The sequence below is a fragment of the Mycobacterium parascrofulaceum ATCC BAA-614 genome (genome assembly GCF_000164135.1).
GTDB classification, from domain to species: Bacteria; Actinomycetota; Actinomycetes; order Mycobacteriales; family Mycobacteriaceae; genus Mycobacterium; species Mycobacterium parascrofulaceum.
Genome location: NZ_GG770557.1, coordinates 149,304 through 168,892 on the forward strand (window position 1 = coordinate 149,304; position 19,589 = coordinate 168,892).

General features: G+C 69.3%; 17 protein-coding genes and 1 tRNA gene. 11 read left to right on the forward strand and 7 right to left on the reverse strand.

Features of this window, described 5'->3' with window-relative positions; translation table 11 throughout:
• Nucleotides 1-83 precede the first annotated feature (83 nt).
• From HMPREF0591_RS22065 to HMPREF0591_RS22080, 4 genes are all read right to left on the reverse strand, one after another.
• Nucleotides 84-155, reverse strand: a tRNA-Val gene (locus tag HMPREF0591_RS22065).
• Between the two features lie 46 nt (nt 156-201).
• Nucleotides 202-663, reverse strand: coding sequence for a peroxiredoxin (locus HMPREF0591_RS22070; protein ID WP_007170882.1), 462 nt, complete (start codon nt 661-663; stop codon nt 202-204).
• A complete protein-coding gene (locus HMPREF0591_RS22075; protein ID WP_040623708.1) occupies nt 663-1,085 on the reverse strand; it encodes a DUF3052 domain-containing protein in 423 nt (140 codons plus the stop codon). The genes HMPREF0591_RS22070 and HMPREF0591_RS22075 overlap by 1 nt, the downstream gene beginning before the upstream one ends.
• Before the next feature lie 101 nt (nt 1,086-1,186).
• Entirely contained in the window at nt 1,187-1,768 is a 582-nt protein-coding gene (locus HMPREF0591_RS22080) for a hypothetical protein (protein ID WP_040623625.1), read from the reverse strand.
• Nucleotides 1,769-1,953: 185 nt separating this feature from the next.
• On the opposite strand from HMPREF0591_RS22080, the gene aceE reads away from it, so the two are divergent.
• From aceE to HMPREF0591_RS22120, 8 genes are all read left to right on the forward strand, one after another.
• The gene (gene aceE, locus HMPREF0591_RS22085; RefSeq protein WP_007170885.1) at nt 1,954-4,743 is read left to right on the forward strand and encodes a pyruvate dehydrogenase (acetyl-transferring), homodimeric type; all 2,790 of its coding nucleotides are present in this window, start codon (nt 1,954-1,956) and stop codon (nt 4,741-4,743) included.
• Between the two features lie 179 nt (nt 4,744-4,922).
• Nucleotides 4,923-6,248: a PucR family transcriptional regulator gene (locus HMPREF0591_RS22090; protein WP_007170886.1), complete on the forward strand. Its 1,326-nt coding sequence runs from the start codon at nt 4,923-4,925 to the stop codon at nt 6,246-6,248.
• A 140-nt stretch (nt 6,249-6,388) separates the two neighbouring features.
• Nucleotides 6,389-7,297: an ACP S-malonyltransferase gene (locus tag HMPREF0591_RS22095; RefSeq protein WP_040623627.1), complete on the forward strand. Its 909-nt coding sequence runs from the start codon at nt 6,389-6,391 to the stop codon at nt 7,295-7,297.
• Nucleotides 7,298-7,379: 82 nt separating this feature from the next.
• A complete protein-coding gene (gene acpM, locus HMPREF0591_RS22100; RefSeq protein ID WP_007170888.1) occupies nt 7,380-7,724 on the forward strand; it encodes a meromycolate extension acyl carrier protein AcpM in 345 nt (114 codons plus the stop codon).
• A complete protein-coding gene (kasA, locus tag HMPREF0591_RS22105) occupies nt 7,721-8,971 on the forward strand; it encodes a 3-oxoacyl-ACP synthase KasA (RefSeq protein WP_040623628.1) in 1,251 nt (416 codons plus the stop codon). Before acpM ends, kasA begins: the two co-directional genes overlap by 4 nt.
• 83 nt (nt 8,972-9,054) lie before the next feature.
• Nucleotides 9,055-10,314, forward strand: coding sequence for a 3-oxoacyl-ACP synthase KasB (kasB, locus tag HMPREF0591_RS22110; RefSeq protein WP_007170890.1), 1,260 nt, complete (start codon nt 9,055-9,057; stop codon nt 10,312-10,314).
• 47 nt (nt 10,315-10,361) lie between these two features.
• A complete protein-coding gene (locus tag HMPREF0591_RS22115; RefSeq protein ID WP_007170891.1) occupies nt 10,362-11,783 on the forward strand; it encodes an acyl-CoA carboxylase subunit beta in 1,422 nt (473 codons plus the stop codon).
• A 132-nt stretch (nt 11,784-11,915) separates the two neighbouring features.
• Nucleotides 11,916-12,800: a hypothetical protein gene (locus HMPREF0591_RS22120; protein WP_007170892.1), complete on the forward strand. Its 885-nt coding sequence runs from the start codon at nt 11,916-11,918 to the stop codon at nt 12,798-12,800.
• 70 nt (nt 12,801-12,870) lie between these two features.
• Here HMPREF0591_RS22120 and HMPREF0591_RS22125 read toward each other — a convergent pair whose 3' ends face one another.
• The gene (locus HMPREF0591_RS22125; RefSeq protein WP_040623629.1) at nt 12,871-14,388 is read right to left on the reverse strand and encodes an FAD-dependent monooxygenase; all 1,518 of its coding nucleotides are present in this window, start codon (nt 14,386-14,388) and stop codon (nt 12,871-12,873) included.
• A 97-nt stretch (nt 14,389-14,485) separates the two neighbouring features.
• Here HMPREF0591_RS22125 and HMPREF0591_RS22130 point away from each other — a divergent pair, with 97 nt between their 5' ends.
• Nucleotides 14,486-14,917 carry a nucleoside deaminase gene (locus tag HMPREF0591_RS22130; protein ID WP_040623630.1) on the forward strand — a complete coding sequence of 144 codons (432 nt, stop codon included), beginning with the start codon at nt 14,486-14,488 and terminating at the stop codon, nt 14,915-14,917.
• On the opposite strand, the gene HMPREF0591_RS22135 is transcribed toward HMPREF0591_RS22130, so the two are convergent.
• Complete coding sequence (locus tag HMPREF0591_RS22135) at nt 14,914-16,458, reverse strand: glycerol-3-phosphate dehydrogenase/oxidase (RefSeq protein WP_007170895.1); 1,545 nt, start codon at nt 16,456-16,458, stop codon at nt 14,914-14,916. The two genes, HMPREF0591_RS22130 and HMPREF0591_RS22135, sit on opposite strands and share 4 nt — an antisense overlap.
• A complete protein-coding gene (locus HMPREF0591_RS22140) occupies nt 16,455-17,030 on the reverse strand; it encodes a TetR/AcrR family transcriptional regulator (RefSeq protein WP_007170896.1) in 576 nt (191 codons plus the stop codon). Before HMPREF0591_RS22140 ends, HMPREF0591_RS22135 begins: the two co-directional genes overlap by 4 nt.
• Nucleotides 17,031-17,077: 47 nt before the next feature.
• Here HMPREF0591_RS22140 and HMPREF0591_RS22145 point away from each other — a divergent pair, with 47 nt between their 5' ends.
• Nucleotides 17,078-18,658 carry an FAD-linked oxidase C-terminal domain-containing protein gene (locus HMPREF0591_RS22145; RefSeq protein WP_085981715.1) on the forward strand — a complete coding sequence of 527 codons (1,581 nt, stop codon included), beginning with the start codon at nt 17,078-17,080 and terminating at the stop codon, nt 18,656-18,658.
• Nucleotides 18,655-19,578: a diacylglycerol kinase gene (locus HMPREF0591_RS22150; protein WP_007170898.1), complete on the forward strand. Its 924-nt coding sequence runs from the start codon at nt 18,655-18,657 to the stop codon at nt 19,576-19,578. Before HMPREF0591_RS22145 ends, HMPREF0591_RS22150 begins: the two co-directional genes overlap by 4 nt.
• Nucleotides 19,579-19,589 lie beyond the last annotated feature (11 nt).

Below are 19,589 nucleotides of genomic sequence, written 5' to 3' on the forward strand. Positions count from 1 at the left end.
ACGCCGCGAGCGTAACGCCAGCGCGACAATCGGGGCCCAGCGTCACGCTGGCGTGACGCCCGCGCGGGTCCGGAATCCGGGAGTGGGCGCGGACGGTATCGAACCGCCGACCGCTGGTGTGTAAAACCAGAGCTCTACCACTGAGCTACGCGCCCGTGCCCGAGGCAGGCTACACGCACCACGCCCGGGTACCCAAAACTTTCAGCCCCGCAAAGCCGCCAGCGCGTCGACCCAGAGCCGCTGGTTTCGGGATTCGCCGGGCTGTTTGCATTCGGCGAACCGGATGACGCCGGACCGGTCGACGACGAACGTGCCGCGGTTGGAGTAGCCGGCGTCGTCGTTGAACACGCCGTAGGCCCGGCTGACCTCGCCGTGCGGCCAGAAGTCGGACAGCACCGGGAAGGTGAACCCGCTTTCCAGCGACCAGATCCGGTGCGTGGGCGGTGGCCCCACCGAAATGGCCAGCGCCACGCTGTCCTCGTTCTCGTAGTCGGGCAGGTGATCGCGCAGCTGGTCCAGCTCGCCCTGGCAGATGCCGGTGAACGCCAGCGGGAAGAACACCAGCAGCACGTTCTTGGAGCCGCGGTAGGAGCTCAGGGTGACCCGCTGTTGGTTCTGGTCGCGCAGTGTGAAGTCCGGGGCGGTGGCGCCGACGGGCAGCATCAACGCTTCCCGGTTCGCGACTTCGGCTGCACCAGCCGGCTGGCGCTCCAGTCGCCCAGGTTGACCGACGACGTCGGCATCAGGCCTGCGGTGGGGGCCGCCTCGGCGATCTCGGCCGGCAGCACGTGGCCGGGCTTGCCGGTCTTGGGCGTCAGCACCCAGATCACGCCGTCTTCGGCCAGCGGGCCGATCGCGTCCATCAGGGTGTCCACCAGGTCGCCGTCCCCGTCGCGCCACCACAGCAGCACCACGTCGACGACCTCGTCGGTGTCCTCGTCGAGCAAGTCACCGCCGCACGCTTCCTCGACGTCAGCGCGGATGTCGTCGTCGGTGTCCTCGTCCCAGCCCCATTCCTGGACAACTTGGTCTCGTTGGATGCCCAGTTTGCGGGCGTAGCCCGGGGCGTGATCCGCCGCGACCACCGTGGAGCCTCCTTGCATCTCTTCGCACTATCTGTGCCGTGCGATGCGCATTATCGTCGCACAGCCCCGACCGGGTCGACACTCGCGCCTCACGAGGCGCCTCAGAAGGCCGCCAGGCACAGTTTCAGCGCCTTCGTCTTGGCGTCGTTGAGCCGGTCCACCCGCCGATTGAACTCCCCCGTCGCCGCGTGCGTGCCGATGGCGTTGGCCACCGCGCGGGCCGCGTCGATGTACGCGTTGAACGCGTCCTTCAGCGGCTGGGACAGCGCGTCGTTGACGCTGTTGCCCACCGTGTCGGCGCTGCTGTTGAGCGCGTCGATGGCGGGGCCCTCCGTGGGGCCGGTGTTGCGGCCCGCGTTGAACGCGCCGACGAAGACGTTCACCTTGTCGATCGCGTCCTTGCTCGACGTGGCCAGGGTGTCGCAGGAGGTGCGCACCGCCCGGGTGGTCAGCGACTGTTGCCGCTGCGATTCGCGGACCCGTGACGTCGCCGACGACGCGGACACCGACGCGGACACCGACTGCCGGTAGGCCGGGGCCACCTGGGTGTCGGGCGTGGCGGTGCCGTTGGTGACGGTGGTACACCCCACGATCCCCATCAGCATGGCCGCGATACACCCGAGCGCCAGAGCGCCTCGCCTGGGGAAGCTCCCCGCAAGGACGGCACGCCATCCGATGAGCACGGCTCATGACGTTACCGGGTGGCCTGCCCGACCGTTCCGCTACGCACGAGTTCGTGTCCGCCGGGCGAACCCGCGTCGGCTACCCGACGTCGGCTGGCCCCGCGAAACGCCGGTGCGGCACCATAGGGGGAGACGGTGCACAGCACCCCGAGGGCACAAGCCCCGCCAACTACAGGAGCAGTGCGTTGACAACCGAGTTCGCGCGCCACGATCTGGCCAAAACCCCTAGCAGCGCAAGCGAACCCGACCGCGTTCGGGTGATCCGCGAAGGCGTCGCGTCGTACCTGCCCGACATCGACCCCGAGGAGACCTCGGAGTGGCTGGAGTCGTTCGACGACCTGCTGGAGCGCTCCGGCCCGGCGCGGGCGCGGTACCTGATGCTGCGGCTGCTGGAACGGGCCGGCGAGCAGCGCGTGGCCATTCCGTCGCTCACGTCAACCGATTACGTCAACACCATTCCGACCGAACTGGAACCGTGGTTCCCCGGCGACGAGGACGTCGAACGGCGCTTCCGGGCGTGGATCCGGTGGAACGCCGCGATCATGGTGCACCGCGCCCAGCGCCCGGGAGTCGGCGTGGGCGGGCACATTTCGACCTACGCGTCGTCGGCGGCGCTCTACGAGGTCGGCTTCAACCACTTCTTCCGGGGCAAATCGCATCCCGGCGGCGGTGACCAGATCTTCATCCAGGGCCACGCCTCGCCGGGGATCTATGCGCGCGCCTTCCTCGAGGGCCGGCTCAGCCAGGACCGGCTCGACGGCTTCCGTCAGGAACACAGCCACGCCGCCGGCGGGCTGCCGTCCTACCCGCACCCGCGGCTGATGCCCGACTTCTGGGAATTCCCCACCGTGTCGATGGGTCTGGGCCCGCTCAACGCCATCTACCAGGCGCGGTTCAACCACTACCTGCACGATCGGGGTATCAAGGACACCTCCGATCAGCACGTGTGGTGCTTCCTGGGCGACGGCGAGATGGACGAGCCCGAGAGCCGTGGCCTGGCGCACGTCGGCGCGCTGGAGGGCCTGGACAACCTGACCTTCGTGATCAACTGCAACCTGCAGCGCCTCGACGGCCCGGTGCGCGGCAACGGCAAGATCATCCAGGAGCTGGAGTCGTTCTTCCGCGGGGCCGGCTGGAACGTGATCAAGGTGGTGTGGGGCCGCGAGTGGGACGCCCTGCTGCACGCCGACCGGGACGGCGCGCTGGTCAACCTGATGAACACCACGCCCGACGGCGACTACCAGACCTACAAGGCCAACGACGGCGCCTACGTGCGCGACCACTTCTTCGGCCGCGACCCGCGCACCAAGGCGCTCGTCGAGAACATGACCGACGCCGAGATCTGGAACCTCAAGCGCGGCGGCCACGACTACCGCAAGGTGTACGCCGCCTACCGCGCGGCCGTCGATCACAAGGGCCAGCCGACGGTGATCCTGGCCAAGACCATCAAGGGCTACTCGCTGGGCGCGCACTTCCAGGGCCGCAACGCCACCCATCAGATGAAAAAGCTTGCGCTGGAAGACCTTAAGCACTTCCGCGACTCGATGAGGATCCCGATCAGCGACGCCCAGCTGGACGAGAACCCCTACCTGCCGCCCTACTACCACCCGGGCCCCGACGCACCGGAGATCCGGTACATGCTCGACCGCCGCCGCACCCTGGGCGGCTTCCTGCCCGAGCGCCGCACCAAGGCCAAGGCGCTCAAGCTGCCCGCCCGCGACATCTACGCGGCGCTGAAGAAGGGCTCGGGCAACCAGGAGGTCGCCACCACCATGGCGACCGTGCGCACCTTCAAGGAAGTGTTGCGGGACAAGGAGGTTGGCCCGCGGATCGTGCCGATCATTCCCGACGAGGCGCGCACGTTCGGGATGGACTCGTGGTTCCCGTCGCTGAAGATCTACAACCGCCTCGGCCAGCTGTACACCGCCGTGGACGCCGAGCTGATGCTGGCGTACAAGGAGAGTGAAGTCGGGCAGATCCTGCACGAGGGCATCAACGAGGCGGGGTCGGTGGGCTCGTTCATCGCGGCCGGCACGTCGTACGCGACGCACAACGAGCCGATGATCCCGATCTACATCTTCTATTCGATGTTCGGCTTCCAGCGCACCGGCGACGGCCTGTGGGCCGCCGCCGACCAGATGACCCGCGGCTTCCTGCTCGGGGCCACCGCGGGACGCACCACGCTGACCGGCGAGGGCCTGCAGCACGCCGACGGCCACTCGCTGCTGCTGGCCAGCACCAACCCCGCCGTGGTCGCCTACGACCCGGCCTTCGCCTACGAGATCGCCTACATCGTGGAGAGCGGGCTGGCGCGGATGTTCGGGGAGAACCCCGAGAACGTGTACTTCTACATGACCGTCTACAACGAGCCGTACGTGCAGCCCCCGGAGCCGGAGAACCTCGATCCCGAGGGCGTGCTGCGCGGCATCTACCGTTACCGCGCCGCCACCGAGCAGCGGGCCAACACGGCGCAGATCCTGGCCTCGGGGGTGGCGATGCCGTCGGCGCTGCAGGCGGCCGAGATGCTGGCCGCCGAGTGGGACGTCGCCGCCGACGTGTGGTCGGTGACCAGCTGGGGCGAGCTGAACCGCGACGGCATATCCGTCGAGAGGGCCAAGCTGCGCCACCCCGACCGGCCCGCCGGGACGGCGTATGTGACGCAGGCCCTGTCGGGCGCCGGCGGGCCGGTGATCGCCGTGTCGGACTGGATGCGCGCCGTCCCCGAGCAGATCCGGCCGTGGGTGCCGGGCACCTTCGTCACGCTGGGCACCGACGGGTTCGGCTTCTCCGACACCCGGCCGGCCGCGCGGCGCTACTTCAACACCGACGCCGAGTCGCAGGTGGTGGCGGTGCTGGAGGCGTTGGCGCGCGACGGCGAGATCGACCCGTCCGTGCCGGTCGCGGCCGCCCGCCAGTACCGCATCGACGACGTCCTGGCCGCGCCCGAGCAGACGTCCGACCCCGGCGTGGCCTGAGGGCCCAAGGCCCCCTCCCCGGCCGAGCGTCACGCCAGCGTGGCGGTCGCCCCCGAGCGTCACGCCAGCGTGGCGGTCGCCCCCGAGCGTCACGCCAGCGTGACGCTCGGGCACCGCGGGGCCGTACAAACCCCCACCGCCTTGGTGGATACTTCCAAAATGTGGCGTAGGTTTTAGGGGTGAATGACAATCCGTTCGCCGGCCCATTCGCCAAGCAGCCCCGGTCGCCGTTGGAAATGCTCAACACCGTGCCGGACTCGGTGTTGCGCCGGCTCAAGCAGTACTCCGGCCGGCTGGCCACCGAGGCGGTGTCGGTCATGCAGGACCGGCTGCCCTTCTTCGCCGACCTGGAAGCCTCGCAGCGGGCCAGCGTGGCGCTGGTGGTGCAGACGGCCATCAACAACTTCGTCGAGTGGATGCAGGACCCGCACAGCAACGTCAGCTACACCGCCCAGGCCTTCGAGCTGGTGCCCCAGGACCTGGCCCGCCGGATCGCGCTGCGGCACAGCGTGGACATGGTGCGCGTCACCATGGAGTTCTTCGAAGAGGTGTTGCCCCTGGTGGCGCGCTCCGAGGAGCAGTTGACCGCGCTGACCGTCGGCGTCCTCAAGTACAGCCGCGACCTGGCGTTCACCGCCGCCTCGGCCTACGCCAACGCGGCCGAGGCGCGGGGCACCTGGGACAGCCGGATGGAGGCCAGCGTCGTCGACGCGGTGGTCCGCGGCGACACCGGCCCCGAGTTGCTGTCCCGGGCCGCCGCGCTGAACTGGGACACCACCGCCCCGGCGACCGTCGTGGTCGGCGTCCCGGCACCCGGGCGGGACGGGTCGACCGGGCCGGGCGACGACCAGCGGGCCAGCCAGCACGTCCGCGACATCGCCGCCCAGCACGGCCGCGCCGCCCTCACCGACGTGCACGGCACCTGGCTGGTCGCCATCGTGTCCGGCCAACTGTCGCCAACCGACAAATTCCTCGGCGACCTGCTGCAGGCCTTCTCCGACGGCCCGGTGGTCATCGGGCCCACGGCGCCGATGCTCACCGCGGCCTACCACAGCGCCAGCGAGGCGATTTCCGGGATGAACGCCGTCGGCGGCTGGCGGGGGGCGCCCCGGCCCGTTCAGGCGCGGGAGCTCCTGCCCGAACGCGCCCTGATGGGCGACGCGTCGGCGATCGTCGCGCTGCACACCGACGTCATGGGACCGCTGGCCGACGCGGGGCCCACGCTGATCGAGACTCTTGACGCTTACTTAGATTGTGGCGGTGCGATTGAGGCCTGTGCCAGAAAGTTGTTCGTTCATCCAAACACGGTCCGCTACCGGCTCAAGCGGATCACCGACTTCACCGGACGCGATCCCACGCAGCCCCGTGACGCATATGTCCTGCGCGTGGCGGCGACCGTGGGCCAGCTGAACTACCCCACCGCTCCCGCTAGCGTCGGCGCCACCACGATGCCTCCCGTTCCGCTGCCGGTCAGGGCCGCAATCGCGGATCAACCGGCGTCATAGTGATCCAGGCAACAGGTCGCGGCGCGGTATCGAACACGTAGCTTACGGAGCTATTTTGTGGGGACTACACAAAAACCTAAGACCAGGTTCATAATCTGTTACACCCGCCAAAACCGTTTCCACAGTGTTCTCTTAAACACGTGATTGCATTGCTTGCGCCCGGACAGGGTTCACAGACCGAGGGGATGCTCTCGCCGTGGCTCGACCTGCCGGGTGCCGCGGACCAGCTCGACTTGTGGTCGAAGGCCAGCGGCCTCGACCTGGTCCGGCTGGGCACCACCGCGTCCACCGAGGAGATCACCGACACCGCGGTCACTCAGCCGCTGGTCGTCGCCGCCACGCTGCTGGCCCACCAGGAGATGACCAAGCGCGGCCTGCTGTCCGACACCGACCTGATCGTGGCGGGCCACTCGGTCGGCGAGATTGCGGCCTACGCGATCGCCGGTGTGATGGCCGCCGACGACGCCGTCGCGCTGGCCGCCACCCGCGGCGCCGAGATGGCCAAGGCGTGCGCCATCGAGCCGACCGGCATGTCCGCGGTGCTCGGTGGTGACGAGGCCGAGGTGCTGAACCGTCTCGAGCAGCTCGACCTGTTCCCCGCCAACCGCAACGCCGCCGGCCAGATCGTCGCCGCCGGCCCGCTGACCGCGCTGGAGAAGCTGGCCGAGGACCCGCCGGCCAAGGCCCGCGTGCGCGCCCTCGGGGTGGCCGGGGCATTCCACACCAAGTACATGGCTCCGGCCCTCGACCGCTACGCCGCCGCGGCGGCCGCGGTCACGACCGCCGAGCCCACCGCCACGCTGCTGTCCAACCGCGACGGACAGCCCGTCACCTCGGCGGCCGCGGCGATGGACGCGCTGGTCGCCCAGCTGACCCAGCCGGTGCGCTGGGACCTGTGCACGGCGACCATGCGTGACCGGGAGATCACGGCGGCGGTGGAGTTCCCCCCTGCGGGCACTCTCACCGGTATCGCCAAACGCGAACTTCGGGGGGTTGCCACCCGCGCCGTCAAGGCACCCGCAGACCTGGACGCACTGGCCGAACTCTGACAGCCGCATCCAGTACAACCACATAACGCTCTATAAGAACACTCTGTTCGATCAACACAACACATCACGAAGGGAAGACGCTGTGGCCGTCAGCCAGGAAGAAATCATCGCCGGTATCGCGGAGATCATCGAAGAGGTCACCGGTATCGAGCCGTCCGAGGTCACCCCGGAGAAGTCCTTCGTGGACGACCTGGACATCGACTCGCTGTCGATGGTTGAGATCGCGGTGCAGACCGAGGACAAGTACGGCGTGAAGATCCCGGACGAGGACCTCGCCGGCCTGCGCACCGTTGGTGACGTCGTGTCCTACATCCAGAAGCTCGAGGAAGAGAACCCCGAGGCTGCCGAGGCGCTGCGCGCCAAGCTGGAGACCGAGAACCCCGACGCCGTGGCGAACGTCAAGGCAAGGATGGAAGCGGACAAGTGAGCAAGCCTTCCACTGCTAATGGCGGTTACCCCAGCGTTGTGGTAACCGCCGTCACGGCGACGACGTCGATCGCGCCGGACATCGAGAGCACGTGGAAGGGTTTGTTGGCCGGCGAAAGCGGCATCCACGTCCTCGAAGACGAGTTCGTCACCAAGTGGGACCTGCCCGTCAAGATCGGTGGGCACCTCAAGGAGCCCATCGACGAGCACATGAGCAGGCTCGACCTGCGCCGGATGTCCTACGTCCAGCGGCTGGCCAAGTTGCTCAGCACTCAGCTGTGGGAGACCGCCGGCAACCCGGAGCTCGACCCCGACCGGTTCTCGGTCGTGGTCGGCACCGGGCTCGGTGGCGCCGAACGGATCGTCGAGAGCTACGACCTGATGAACGAGGGCGGGCCCCGCAAGGTGTCGCCGCTCGCCGTTCAGATGATCATGCCCAACGGCGCCGCGGCCGTGGTCGGCCTGCAGCTCGGGGCGCGGGCCGGGGTGATCACCCCGGTGTCGGCCTGTTCGTCGGGCTCCGAAGCGATCGCCCACGCCTGGCGCCAGATCGTCATGGGTGACGCGGACGTCGCCGTCTGCGGTGGCGTCGAGGGCCCCATCGAGGCGCTGCCCATCGCGGCGTTCTCGATGATGCGGGCCATGTCGACCCGCAACGACGAGCCCGAGCGCGCGTCGCGGCCGTTCGACAAGGACCGCGACGGGTTCGTGTTCGGCGAGGCCGGGGCCATGATGCTCATCGAGACCGAGGAGCACGCCAAGGCCCGCGGCGCCAAGCCGCTGGCCCGGTTGATGGGTGCCGGCATCACGTCGGACGCGTTCCACATGGTGGCGCCGGCTGCGGACGGCGTCCGCGCCGGCCGGGCGATGCAACGGTCGCTCGAGTTGGCCGGCTTGTCCCCCAAGGACATTGACCACGTCAACGCCCACGGGACGGCGACACCGATCGGTGACACGGCCGAGGCCAACGCCATCCGCGTCGCCGGCTGCGAGCAAGCCGCGGTGTACGCACCGAAATCCGCACTGGGCCACTCCATCGGAGCGGTCGGTGCGCTGGAATCTGTTCTCACGGTATTGAGCCTTCGGGACGGCGTGATACCGCCGACACTGAACTACGAAACCCCAGATCCCGAGATCGACCTCGATGTTGTCGCGGGCGAACCTCGCTACGGCGATTTCCGTTACGCCATCAACAACTCGTTCGGATTCGGTGGCCACAACGTGGCTCTCGCCTTCGGGCGGTACTGAGGCTGGATGGTGGTGACCCGCTTCCCCCGGCCTCGCCGGGATGGCGATCACCACTAAGCACGGAAGGAACGTTCGCAAGACCCATGACAGAGCTAGTTACCGGGAAGACACTCCCGAACGTGGTCGTCACCGGCGTTGCCATGACGACCGCTCTGGCAACTGATGCCGACACCACCTGGAAGCTGTTGTTGGACAGCCAAAGCGGTATCCGCAAGCTCGACGACCCGTTCGTCGAGGAGTTCGACCTGCCGGTCAAGATCGGTGGGCACCTGCAGGAGGAATTCGACAGCCAGATGACCCGCGTCGAGCTGCGGCGCACGGGTTACCTGCAGCGGATGTCCACCATCTTGAGCCGCCGGGTCTGGGAGAACGCCGGCTCGCCCGAGGTCGACTCCGACCGCCTGATGGTGTCCATCGGCACCGGCTTGGGCTCGTCGGAGGAGATGGTCTTCAGCTACGACGACATGCGCGCTCGTGGCATGAAGGCCGTCTCGCCGCTCGGGGTGCAGAAGTACATGCCCAACGGCGCCGCCGCGGCGGTGGGCCTGGAACGGCACGCCAAGGCCGGCGTGATCACGCCCGTGTCGGCGTGCGCGTCCGGTTCCGAGGGCGTGGCCCAGGCCTGGCGCAACATCGTCTTCGGTGAGGCCGACATCGCCATCTGCGGCGGCGTCGAGACCAAGATCGAGGCGGTGCCGATCGCGGCGTTCGCCCAGATGCGCATCGTGATGTCGACCAAGAACGACGACCCGGCGGGCGCCTGCCGCCCGTTCGACCGGGACCGCACCGGCTTCGTGTTCGGCGAGGCGGGGGCGCTCTTGGTGATCGAGACCGAGGAGCACGCCAAGGCTCGCGGGGCCAACATCCTGGCCCGCATCATGGGCGCCGCCATCACCTCGGACGGCTACCACATGGTCGCGCCGGACCCCAACGGGTTGCGGGCCGGACACGCGATGAGCCGGGCGATCCAGCTGGCCGGCCTGTCCCCGAGCGACATTCACCACGTGAACGCGCACGCCACCGGCACGTCGGTGGGCGACGTGGCGGAGAGCAAGGCGATCAACAACGCCCTGGGCGCCCACGGGGGCAACGCGGCCGTCTACGCGCCGAAGGCGGCCCTGGGCCACTCGGTCGGTGCGGTGGGCGCGGTCGAGTCGATCCTGACCGTGCTCGCGCTGCGGGACCAGGTCGTTCCGCCGACGCTGAACCTCGAAAACCTCGACCCAGAAATCGATCTGGACGTGGTGGCGGGCAAGCCGCGGCCGGGCAACTACGAGTACGCGATCAACAACTCGTTCGGATTCGGCGGGCACAACGTCGCGATCGCGTTCGGGCGGTACTGAGCACCGCCTCCCACCAGAGAGCACACCCGGAGAACAGGAGACCTGCGATGACAATCATGGCCCCCGCGTCGGTCGGCGAGTCGCTCGACCCCAGGGACCCGTTGCTGCGTCTGAGCAACTTCTTCGACGAGGGCAGCGTGGAGCTGCTGCACGAGCGTGACCGCTCGGGTGTGCTTTCCGCTTCGGGAACCGTGAACGGCGTGCGCACGATCGCGTTCTGCACCGACGGCACCGTGATGGGCGGCGCCATGGGTGTCGAGGGGTGTGCGCACATCGTCAACGCCTACGACACCGCCATCGAGGAGCAGAGCCCGATCGTGGGGATCTGGCACTCCGGCGGTGCGCGCCTGGCCGAGGGCGTGAAGGCGTTGCACGCGGTCGGGACGGTGTTCGAGGCGATGATCCGCGCCTCGGGGTATGTCCCACAGATCTCGGTGGTGGTCGGCTTCGCCGCCGGCGGCGCGGCCTACGGCCCGGCCCTGACCGACGTCATCGTGATGGCGCCGGAGAGCCGGGTGTTCGTCACCGGGCCGGACGTGGTGCGCAGCGTGACCGGCGAGGACGTGGACATGGCGTCCCTCGGCGGGCCCGAGACCCACCACAAGAAGTCCGGGGTCTGCCACATCGTCGCCGACGACGAGCTCGACGCCTACGAGCGTGGCCGCCGCCTGGTCGGATTGTTCTGCCAGCAGGGACATTTCGACCGCTCCAAGGCCGAAGCGGGTGACACCGACATCCACGCGCTGCTGCCGGAATCGTCCCGGCGGGCCTACGACGTGCGCCCGATCGTCACCGCGATCCTGGACGACGAGACGCCGTTCGACGAGTTCCAGGCCAACTGGGCGCCGTCGATGGTGATCGGCCTGGGCCGGCTGTCGGGTCGCACGGTCGGCGTGCTCGCGAACAACCCGTTGCGGCTGGGCGGCTGCCTGAACTCCGAAAGCGCCGAGAAGGCGGCACGTTTCGTGCGCCTCTGCGACGCGTTCGGGATTCCGCTGATCGTGGTCGTCGACGTGCCGGGCTACCTGCCCGGTGTCGACCAGGAGTGGGGCGGCGTGGTGCGCCGCGGCGCGAAGCTGTTGCACGCGTTCGGCGAGTGCACGGTCCCGCGCGTCACCCTGGTCACCCGAAAGACCTACGGCGGGGCCTACATTGCGATGAACTCCCGGTCGCTGAACGCGACCAAGGTCTACGCGTGGCCGGACGCCGAGGTCGCCGTGATGGGCGCCAAGGCCGCCGTCGGCATCCTGCACAAGAAGAAGCTGGCCGCCGCGGCCGACCACGAGCGCGAGGCGCTGCACGACGAGCTTGCCGCCGAGCACGAGAAGATCGCCGGCGGGGTGGACAGCGCCATCGAGATCGGTGTGGTCGACGAGAAGATCGACCCGTCGCACACCCGCAGCAAGCTCACCGAGGCGCTGGCCCAGGCGCCGGCGCGCCGCGGTCGCCACAAGAACATCCCGCTGTAGGTCACCTTTAACGGCGAGCAGACACAAAATCGCACGCGCGGTACCCGCCGCCGTGCGATTTTGCGTCTGCTCGCCGGGCTAATCCCCAGGGCTGACTGGCGCATTCGAGCCCGCTCTTCGCATGCTTTCGCGGTGCACACTGAAGCGCTCAACCTTCTGAACAGAATCGGATTCGCGACGACCACACAGCTGCTGACAGTCATGACTCGTCAACAGCTCGACGTTCAAGTCCGAAACGGTGGACTCGTCCGCGTGTGGCACGGAGTTTACGGTGCAGCGCAGCCAGATTTACTGGGACGCTTGGCCGCACTGGATGTCTTCATGGGTCGGCATGCGGTCGCATGCATGGGCACTGCCGCGACGTTGTACGGGTTCGACACCGAGAACTCCACGGCTATCCACGTACTCGATCCCGGTGTACGCATGCGCCCTACGGTCGGCCTGATGGTCCACCAACGCACCGGAGCCCGGCTCCAACGAATAGGTGGTCGTCTGGCGACGGCACCGGCATGGACCGCGGTGGAGGTCGCAAGGCAGCTGCGCCGACCGAGGACGCTGGCGACGCTCGACGCGGCATTGCGCTCGATGTGGTGCACTCGCAACGAAATTGGTCAAGCCGTTGAGGAGCAGCGAGGACGTCGGGGCATCGTTGCTGTGCGCGCACTGCTGCCATTGGCGGATGGACGTGCGGAATCGGCCATGGAAAGCGAGGCGCGACTGGTGATGCTCGATCGAGGGCTACCGCTCCCTGAGCTGCAGCATCCGATCGTCGGCCGCGATGGCGAGTTGTGGCGCGTCGACTTCGCATGGCCGCACATGCGATTGGCAGCTGAATACGAGAGCATCGACTGGCATGTCGGTCGCATGGAAATGCTCCGCGACAAATCGCGGTGGGCCAAGATCCAGGAGCTTGGGTGGACGATCATCCCGATCGTCGTCGACGACGTACGACGGGAACCCGACCGCCTCGCCGACCGCATCGCAACCCACCTAAATCGCCCACCGATGGCTAGTTAACTCCGCCAGCAGACGCAAAATCGCACGCGCGGTACCCGCGCCGTGCGATTTTGCGTCTGCTCGCGGAGCGTTAGCGGCAGAGGATCGCCGTAAGCGCCTGGCGCAGTTCGGCTTCGGGATCCGCAGGCAGCGCTTCCCAGCGCCACCCGACGAAGTCGTCCGGGCGGACCAATAGCGCCCCGTCGGGCGCGAGCCCGGTGGCCGCCGCCCACTCGTCGCAATAGATCCGGTGTGCGGCTACCGACGCCGAAACCGCGGCGGCACACCACCGTTCGTCGCCGGCGAGCACGGTGAACCCCGGCCCCAGCAGGTCGAGCGTCGACACGCCGTCGCGCACCCAGACGTGCGGGACCCGGGTGCCGGTTTGGCCGCGCAACTCCCCCACCAGCTGCACCGTATCCGCGCCATACCGGTAGCCGATGAGCAGTTCGAACATCGAGCACTCTTCGTCGGCCGGCAGCCGCGGGCCGTCGTCACTCATGGGAAGAACGGCAAGCGTCGGGCCGGTCAGCGACTGCCGGGCGGCGAACCGCCCGATCGGGTGCCGCTCGGCGTGGTAGGTGTCCAGCAGCGCCGGGTCGGCGGTCCCGTCCACTACGGCGGCCAGTTTCCAGGCCAGGTTGTGCGCGCTCTGGATGGCGGTGTTGGCCCCGCCTGCCTTGAACGGCGGCATGGTGTGGGGGGCATCGCCGACGAGAAAGACTCGCCCGCAGCCGAATTGATCGGCCACCTGCTCGTAGGGCTGCCACGCCGCGACCTCGATGACGTCGATGTCGATCCGCTCGCCGATCGCGCTGGTGAGCATCTCGCGGCAGCGCTGCGGCGTGAACTCCTCGGCCGATTCGCCCTTGTTGGGGAAGTACGTGGTGGTGAACATGCCCAGCTCCCCGTCGACCAACAGGAAGATGCCGTCCACGTCGGCGTTCTTGACCTGCACGGCGTCGCCGTCGGCCAAGTTCGAGACGTACTTCGTCCAGGGCGCGCGGAAGTAGATGAAGACGACGAAGATCGGGAGCGCGCCGTAGCCGGACGTGTTGATGCCCAACCGATTTCGGATCGGGCTGTGCACACCGTCGGCGGCGACGAGGTAATCGGCCCGGACGGTCTCGGACTGGCCGGTGTCCCGGTCGCGCAGCACCGCGGTGACCCCCGCCCCGTCCTGCTCGAGCGACGCCAGCTCCGTCCCGTACCGCACCTCGCCGCCCCGGCGGCGCGTGTCGGCGAGCAGGATCGGTTCGAGCCGGCTCTGCGGGCAGTACTGCGCCGCCGGCTCGGGACTCAGCGCGTCGAGGCCCGCGAAGATCGCGTTGATGTCGATGGCCAGTCGCTCCTCGGCGCTGTTGAGCGCCGGCCGGACCATCAGGGCCGAAACGTGGTCGGCCACCGCATGGACCTCGTCGCGCAGACCCAGACCCCGCAGGATCTCCAGGCTGCGGAAGCTCAGGTTGCGGGCCTTTGGATAGATGAACACCTCGCGCCGTCTTTCCACCAGCAGCGAGCGGACGCCGTGTTGGGCCAGCAACGCCGACGTGGTCAGGCCGGCGGCCCCGGCGCCGACGATGAGCACGGGAACACGCGTGAAGGTCATGCATGAAATGATAGTCTCTGTCATTCGATATTCACAGTCACAAACAGCGCGAGGGCCTGTAGGGGAAGATGTGCCCATGACTCTCCCCGCGGCGGCGATGATGGACGTCGCCCTGGACGAGGCGCGCGCCGGCCTGGCGGAGGGCGGCATCCCGATCGGGGCCGCGCTGTTCACCGCGGACGGCGTGCTGCTCGGGCGCGGCCGCAATCGCCGCGTGCAACGGGGCGACCCCTCGTTGCACGCCGAGGTCGATGCCTTCCGCGCTGCCGGTCGGCAGCGCGACTACCGGTCCACCGTCATGGTGACGACCCTCGCGCCGTGCTGGTACTGCAGCGGCCTGGTGCGCCAGTTCAACATCGGCTCGCTGTTGGTCGGCGAATCGCGGACGTTCACCGGCGGGCACGATTGGCTGGCCGCCAACGGAATCAGCGTCACGGTGCTCGACGACGAGCGCTGCGCAACGATGATGGCGGCCTTCATCGCCGAGCACCCCGACCTGTGGCACGAGGACATCGGCCTGGCGCCCTAGCCGAACCGCGCCACGAACTCCTCCGCCACCGCCAGCACCCGCTCGCGATCGGACTCCACCAACCCGATGCGGGTCCGCCGATCCACGATGTCGGAGACGTCCAGCGCGCCCTCGTGGGTGATCGCGTACTCGAATTCCGCCCGGGTGACGTCGATGCCCTCGGCGACCGGCTCGGTCGGCCGCTTGCAGGCGGCGGTGGCGACGACCTTGGCGGCCTCGGCGCCGTAGCGCTGCACCAGCGACGCCGGCAACCCGGCGCCCGCCCCCGCGTCGACCGCCCCGGGGTTGGCGGGCGCGCCGATCAGGGGCAGGTTGTGGGTCCGGCACTTCGCGGCCCGCAGGCGCCGCAGGCCGACGGCGCGGTCCAGCACATCCTGCGCCATGTACCGGTATTCGGTCAGCTTGCCGCCGATCACGCTGATGACCCCCGACGCCGATTCGACGACGGCGTGTTCGCGCGAGACGTCGGCGGTGCGGCCCTCGCCGGTGTCGATCAGCGGCCGCAGCCCGGCGTACGCCCCGATGACGTCGGCCGGGCCGAGCGCGACGCCCAACGCCGTGTTCACGGTGTCCAGCAGGAAGGTGACCTCGTCCGCGGACGGCGTGGGCACCTCCGGGATCGGTCCGGGGGCCGCCTCGTCGGTCAGCCCCAGGTACACCCGCCCCAGCTGCTCGGGCATGGCGAAAACGAATCGATTGAGCTCGCCCGGAATCGGAATGGTCAGCGCCGCGGTGGGATTGCCGAACGCGGCGGCATCGAACACCAGGTGGGTGCCGCGGCTGGGCCGCAGCCGTAACAGGCCGTCGATCTCGGCCGCCCACACCCCGGCCGCGTTGATCACGGCGCGGGCCGAAACGTCGAACGACTGCCCGGTGCGCCGGTCGGTCAACCGCACCGAGGTGCCGGTGGCGTGCGACGCCGCCACGTAGGTCAGGACCCGGGCGCCGTGCTGCGCGGCGGTGCGCGCGACCGCGGTGACCAGCCGGGCGTCGTCGATCAACTGCCCGTCGTAGGCCAGCAGGCCGCCGTCGAGGCCGTCGCGCCGGACCGTGGGCGCCATCTGCACCACGCGGTCCGCCCCGATTCGCCGCGACCGGGGCAGGGTCGACGACGACGTGCCCGCGAGCATCCGCAACGCGTCGCCGGCCAGGAACCCCGCGCGCACCAGCGCGCGCTTGCCCCGGCCCATGGACGGCAGCAACGGGACCACCTGCGGCATCGCGCGCACCAGGTGAGGGGCGTTGCGGCTCATCAGGATTCCGCGTTCGAGGGCGCTGCGGCGGGCGATCCCCACGTTGCCGGTCGCCAGGTAACGCAGGCCGCCGTGGACCAGCTTCGAGCTCCACCGGCTGGTGCCGAAGGCCAGGTCGTGCTTTTCCACCAGCGCCACCCGCAGCCCCCGCGACGCGGCGTCCAGCGCGATGCCCGCGCCGGTGATGCCGCCGCCGATCACCACGACGTCGAGCGGCTCGCCCTCGGCGAGCGCCGCCAGGTCGGCCGCCCGGCGGGCGGCGTTCAGCGCGGTGGGGTCGGCTATCACGACAGGTATCCGTTCAGCGAGTAGGCGAGTTCGGCGGCCAGCGTGTCGGCGTCCAGGATCGGTTCGACGATCTGCGCCGACTGGATGGTCGACTGCGCGATCAGCAACACCATGGTGGCCATCTGGACGGGGTCGCCGGCGCGGACGCTGCCGTTGCGCTGGGCCTCCCGCAGCCGTGCGGCGAGGGCGTCGATGAGCATGTGCTGGCTGGTTCCGAGGCGTTCGGTGATGTAGATCGGCGCGAGCTCGGAGTGCAGCACCGACATCACGAGCCGGTCCCGGCGCAGCAGGTTGGCCACCGTAACGATCTGCCGCACCAGCGATTCCCTGTCGTCACCGAGCAACGGCGCCGCGCGCATCACCTCGGTGACGTGGCGGGTCAGCAGCGCCGCCACGATCGACCGGGTGTCCGGGAAGCGCCGGTACACCGTGGGCCTGCTGACGCCGGCGCGCCGCGCGATCTCGGCCAGGGTCACCCGGTCGACGCCGAAATCGACCACACAGCTGGCTGCCGCCGCGAGGATGCGCTCCCCGGTGTCCACCCGAGCGCGATCGTTACTGATTGACAGCATGTGTAATACTGTAACGCATGACGCAGCCCGAGGGCCTCCTCCCCCCGATGAAGTGGAACGCGTGGGGAGACCCCGCCGCGGCCAAGCCGCTCTCCGAGGGCATCCGGACTTTGCTGAAACAGGCCGTGGGAGTGGACGATTCCGCCGCGGCCGAACTCGAACCCGACCGGGTGCGGCTGCGTCCCTCGGCGCTGTCGCGGGCGCACCGCGAGGCGCTGGCCGAACTCGTCGGCGCGGCCTACTGCCGCACCGAGGACCGGGACCGGTTGCTGCACGCCGGCGGCAAGTCCACGCTCGACCTGCTGCGCCGCAAGGACACCGGGGTGCAGGACGCGCCCGACGCCATCCTGCTGCCCGGCGACGAGGACGCCGTCGCCACAATCCTGCGCTATTGCTCCCACCACCGCATCGCCGTCGTTCCATTCGGCGGCGGCACCAGCGTGGTCGGCGGTTTGGATCCCATTCGCGGCGAGTTCCCTGCCGTGGTGACCCTCGACCTGTGCCGCCTCGACCAACTGTTCTCGCTCGACGAGGTGTCCGGCCAGGCCGTGTTCGGCGCGGGCGTCACCGGGCCGGACGCGGAGCGCTTGCTTGGCGCCCAAGGCTTTTCGCTCGGGCATTTCCCGCAGAGCTTCGAGTACGCGACCATCGGAGGTTTCGCCGCCACCCGCTCGTCCGGGCAGGACTCAGCGGGCTACGGACGGTTCAACGACATGGTCCGCGGCCTGCGGGTGGTCACCCCGGTCGGCACCTTGGATCTGGGCCGCGCCCCCGAATCCGCCGCCGGCCCCGACCTGCGCCAGCTGCTGATCGGCTCGGAGGGCGCCTTCGGGGTCATCACCCGCGTGCGCCTGCGGGTGCACCGCGTCCCGGAAGCCGTCCGCTACGAGGCGTGGTCCTTCCCCGACTTCCAGACCGGCGCCGACGCCCTGCGCGCGGTCACCCAGACGGCGACCGGCCCCACCGTCCTGCGGCTCTCCGACGAGGCCGAGACGGGCGTCAACCTGGCCACCACCGACGCGATCGGCGAAAGCCAGATCACCGGCGGCTGCCTGGCCATCACCGTGTTCGAGGGCAGCGCGGAACACGTCGAAAGCCGGCACGCCGAAACCAGCACCCTGCTCGCGGCGCGGGGCGGCACGTCGCTGGGCGACGGGCCGGCGCGGGCCTGGGAACACGGCCGGTTCGGCGCGCCGTACCTGCGCGACTCGCTGCTGTCGGCCGGCGCGCTCTGCGAGACGCTCGAGACCGCCACCGACTGGTCCAACATCCCCACGTTGAAAGCCGCTGTCACCCAGGCGCTTACCGACGCCCTAGCGGCGACGGGCACACCTGCGCTGGTGATGTGCCACATTTCGCACGTCTACCCCACCGGCGCGTCGTTGTACTTCACCGTCGTCGCCGGGCAGCGCGGCAATCCGATCGAACAATGGCGGGCCGCGAAAAAGGCCGCGTGCGACGCGATCGTGGCCGCCGGCGGGACGATCACCCACCACCATGCGGTCGGCGCCGACCATCGGCCCTGGATGAGCGACGAGGTGGGCGAACTGGGCGTGCGGGTCCTGCGCGCGGTGAAGGCGACGCTGGACCCCGCCGGAATCCTGAACCCCGGCAAGCTGATTCCATGACGACGAGCCGGTGCGAGATTCGGAAGGTCATCGCACTGACCAATCCGGTGTCGGGGCACGGCGCCGCGATCCGGGCGGCGGAGGTCGCGATCGCGCGACTGCACCGTCGCGGGGTCGAGGTGGTCGAGATCATCGGCGACGACGCGCAGGACGCGCGTTACCTGGTGAGCGCGGCGCTCGAGAAGGGCGCCGACGCGGTGATGGTGACCGGCGGCGACGGCGTCGTCTCCAACGCGCTGCAGGTGCTCGCGGGCACCGGCGTCCCGATGGGCATCGTCGCGGCGGGTACCGGCAACGACCATGCCCGCGAATTCGGGCTGCCCACAAAGGATCCGGAAGCCGCGGCCGACATCATCGTCGACGGCTTCGCCGAGACCGTCGACCTGGGCCGGATTCGGGACGCCGCCGGGGCCGAGAAGTGGTTCGGCACGGTGGCCGCGACCGGATTCGACTCCCTGGTTACCGACCGGGCCAACCGGATGAGCTGGCCGCACGGCCGATTGCGGTACTACCTCGCGATGCTCGCCGAGCTGTCGCAGCTGCGGCTCTTGCCGTTCCGCCTGGTGCTCGACGGCACCCGCGAGATCGATGCCGACATCACGCTGGCGGCCTTCGGCAACACCCGCAGCTACGGCGGCGGCATGCTGATCTGCCCGCACGCCGATCACACCGACGGCCTGCTCGACATCACCATGGTGCACTCGGCGTCGCGGACGAAGCTCGTCCGCCTGTTCCCCACGGTGATGAAGGGCACCCACGTCGACCTCGACGAGGTGAGCACCGCGCGGGCCCGAACCGTTCACGTCGAGTGCCCGGGGATCAACGTCTACGCCGACGGCGACTTCGCCTGCCCGCTGCCCGCCGACATCGCGGCGGTTCCGGGCGCGCTGCGGATCCTGCGCCGGGCCGGTGACCAGTAGCGGCGCGGCGG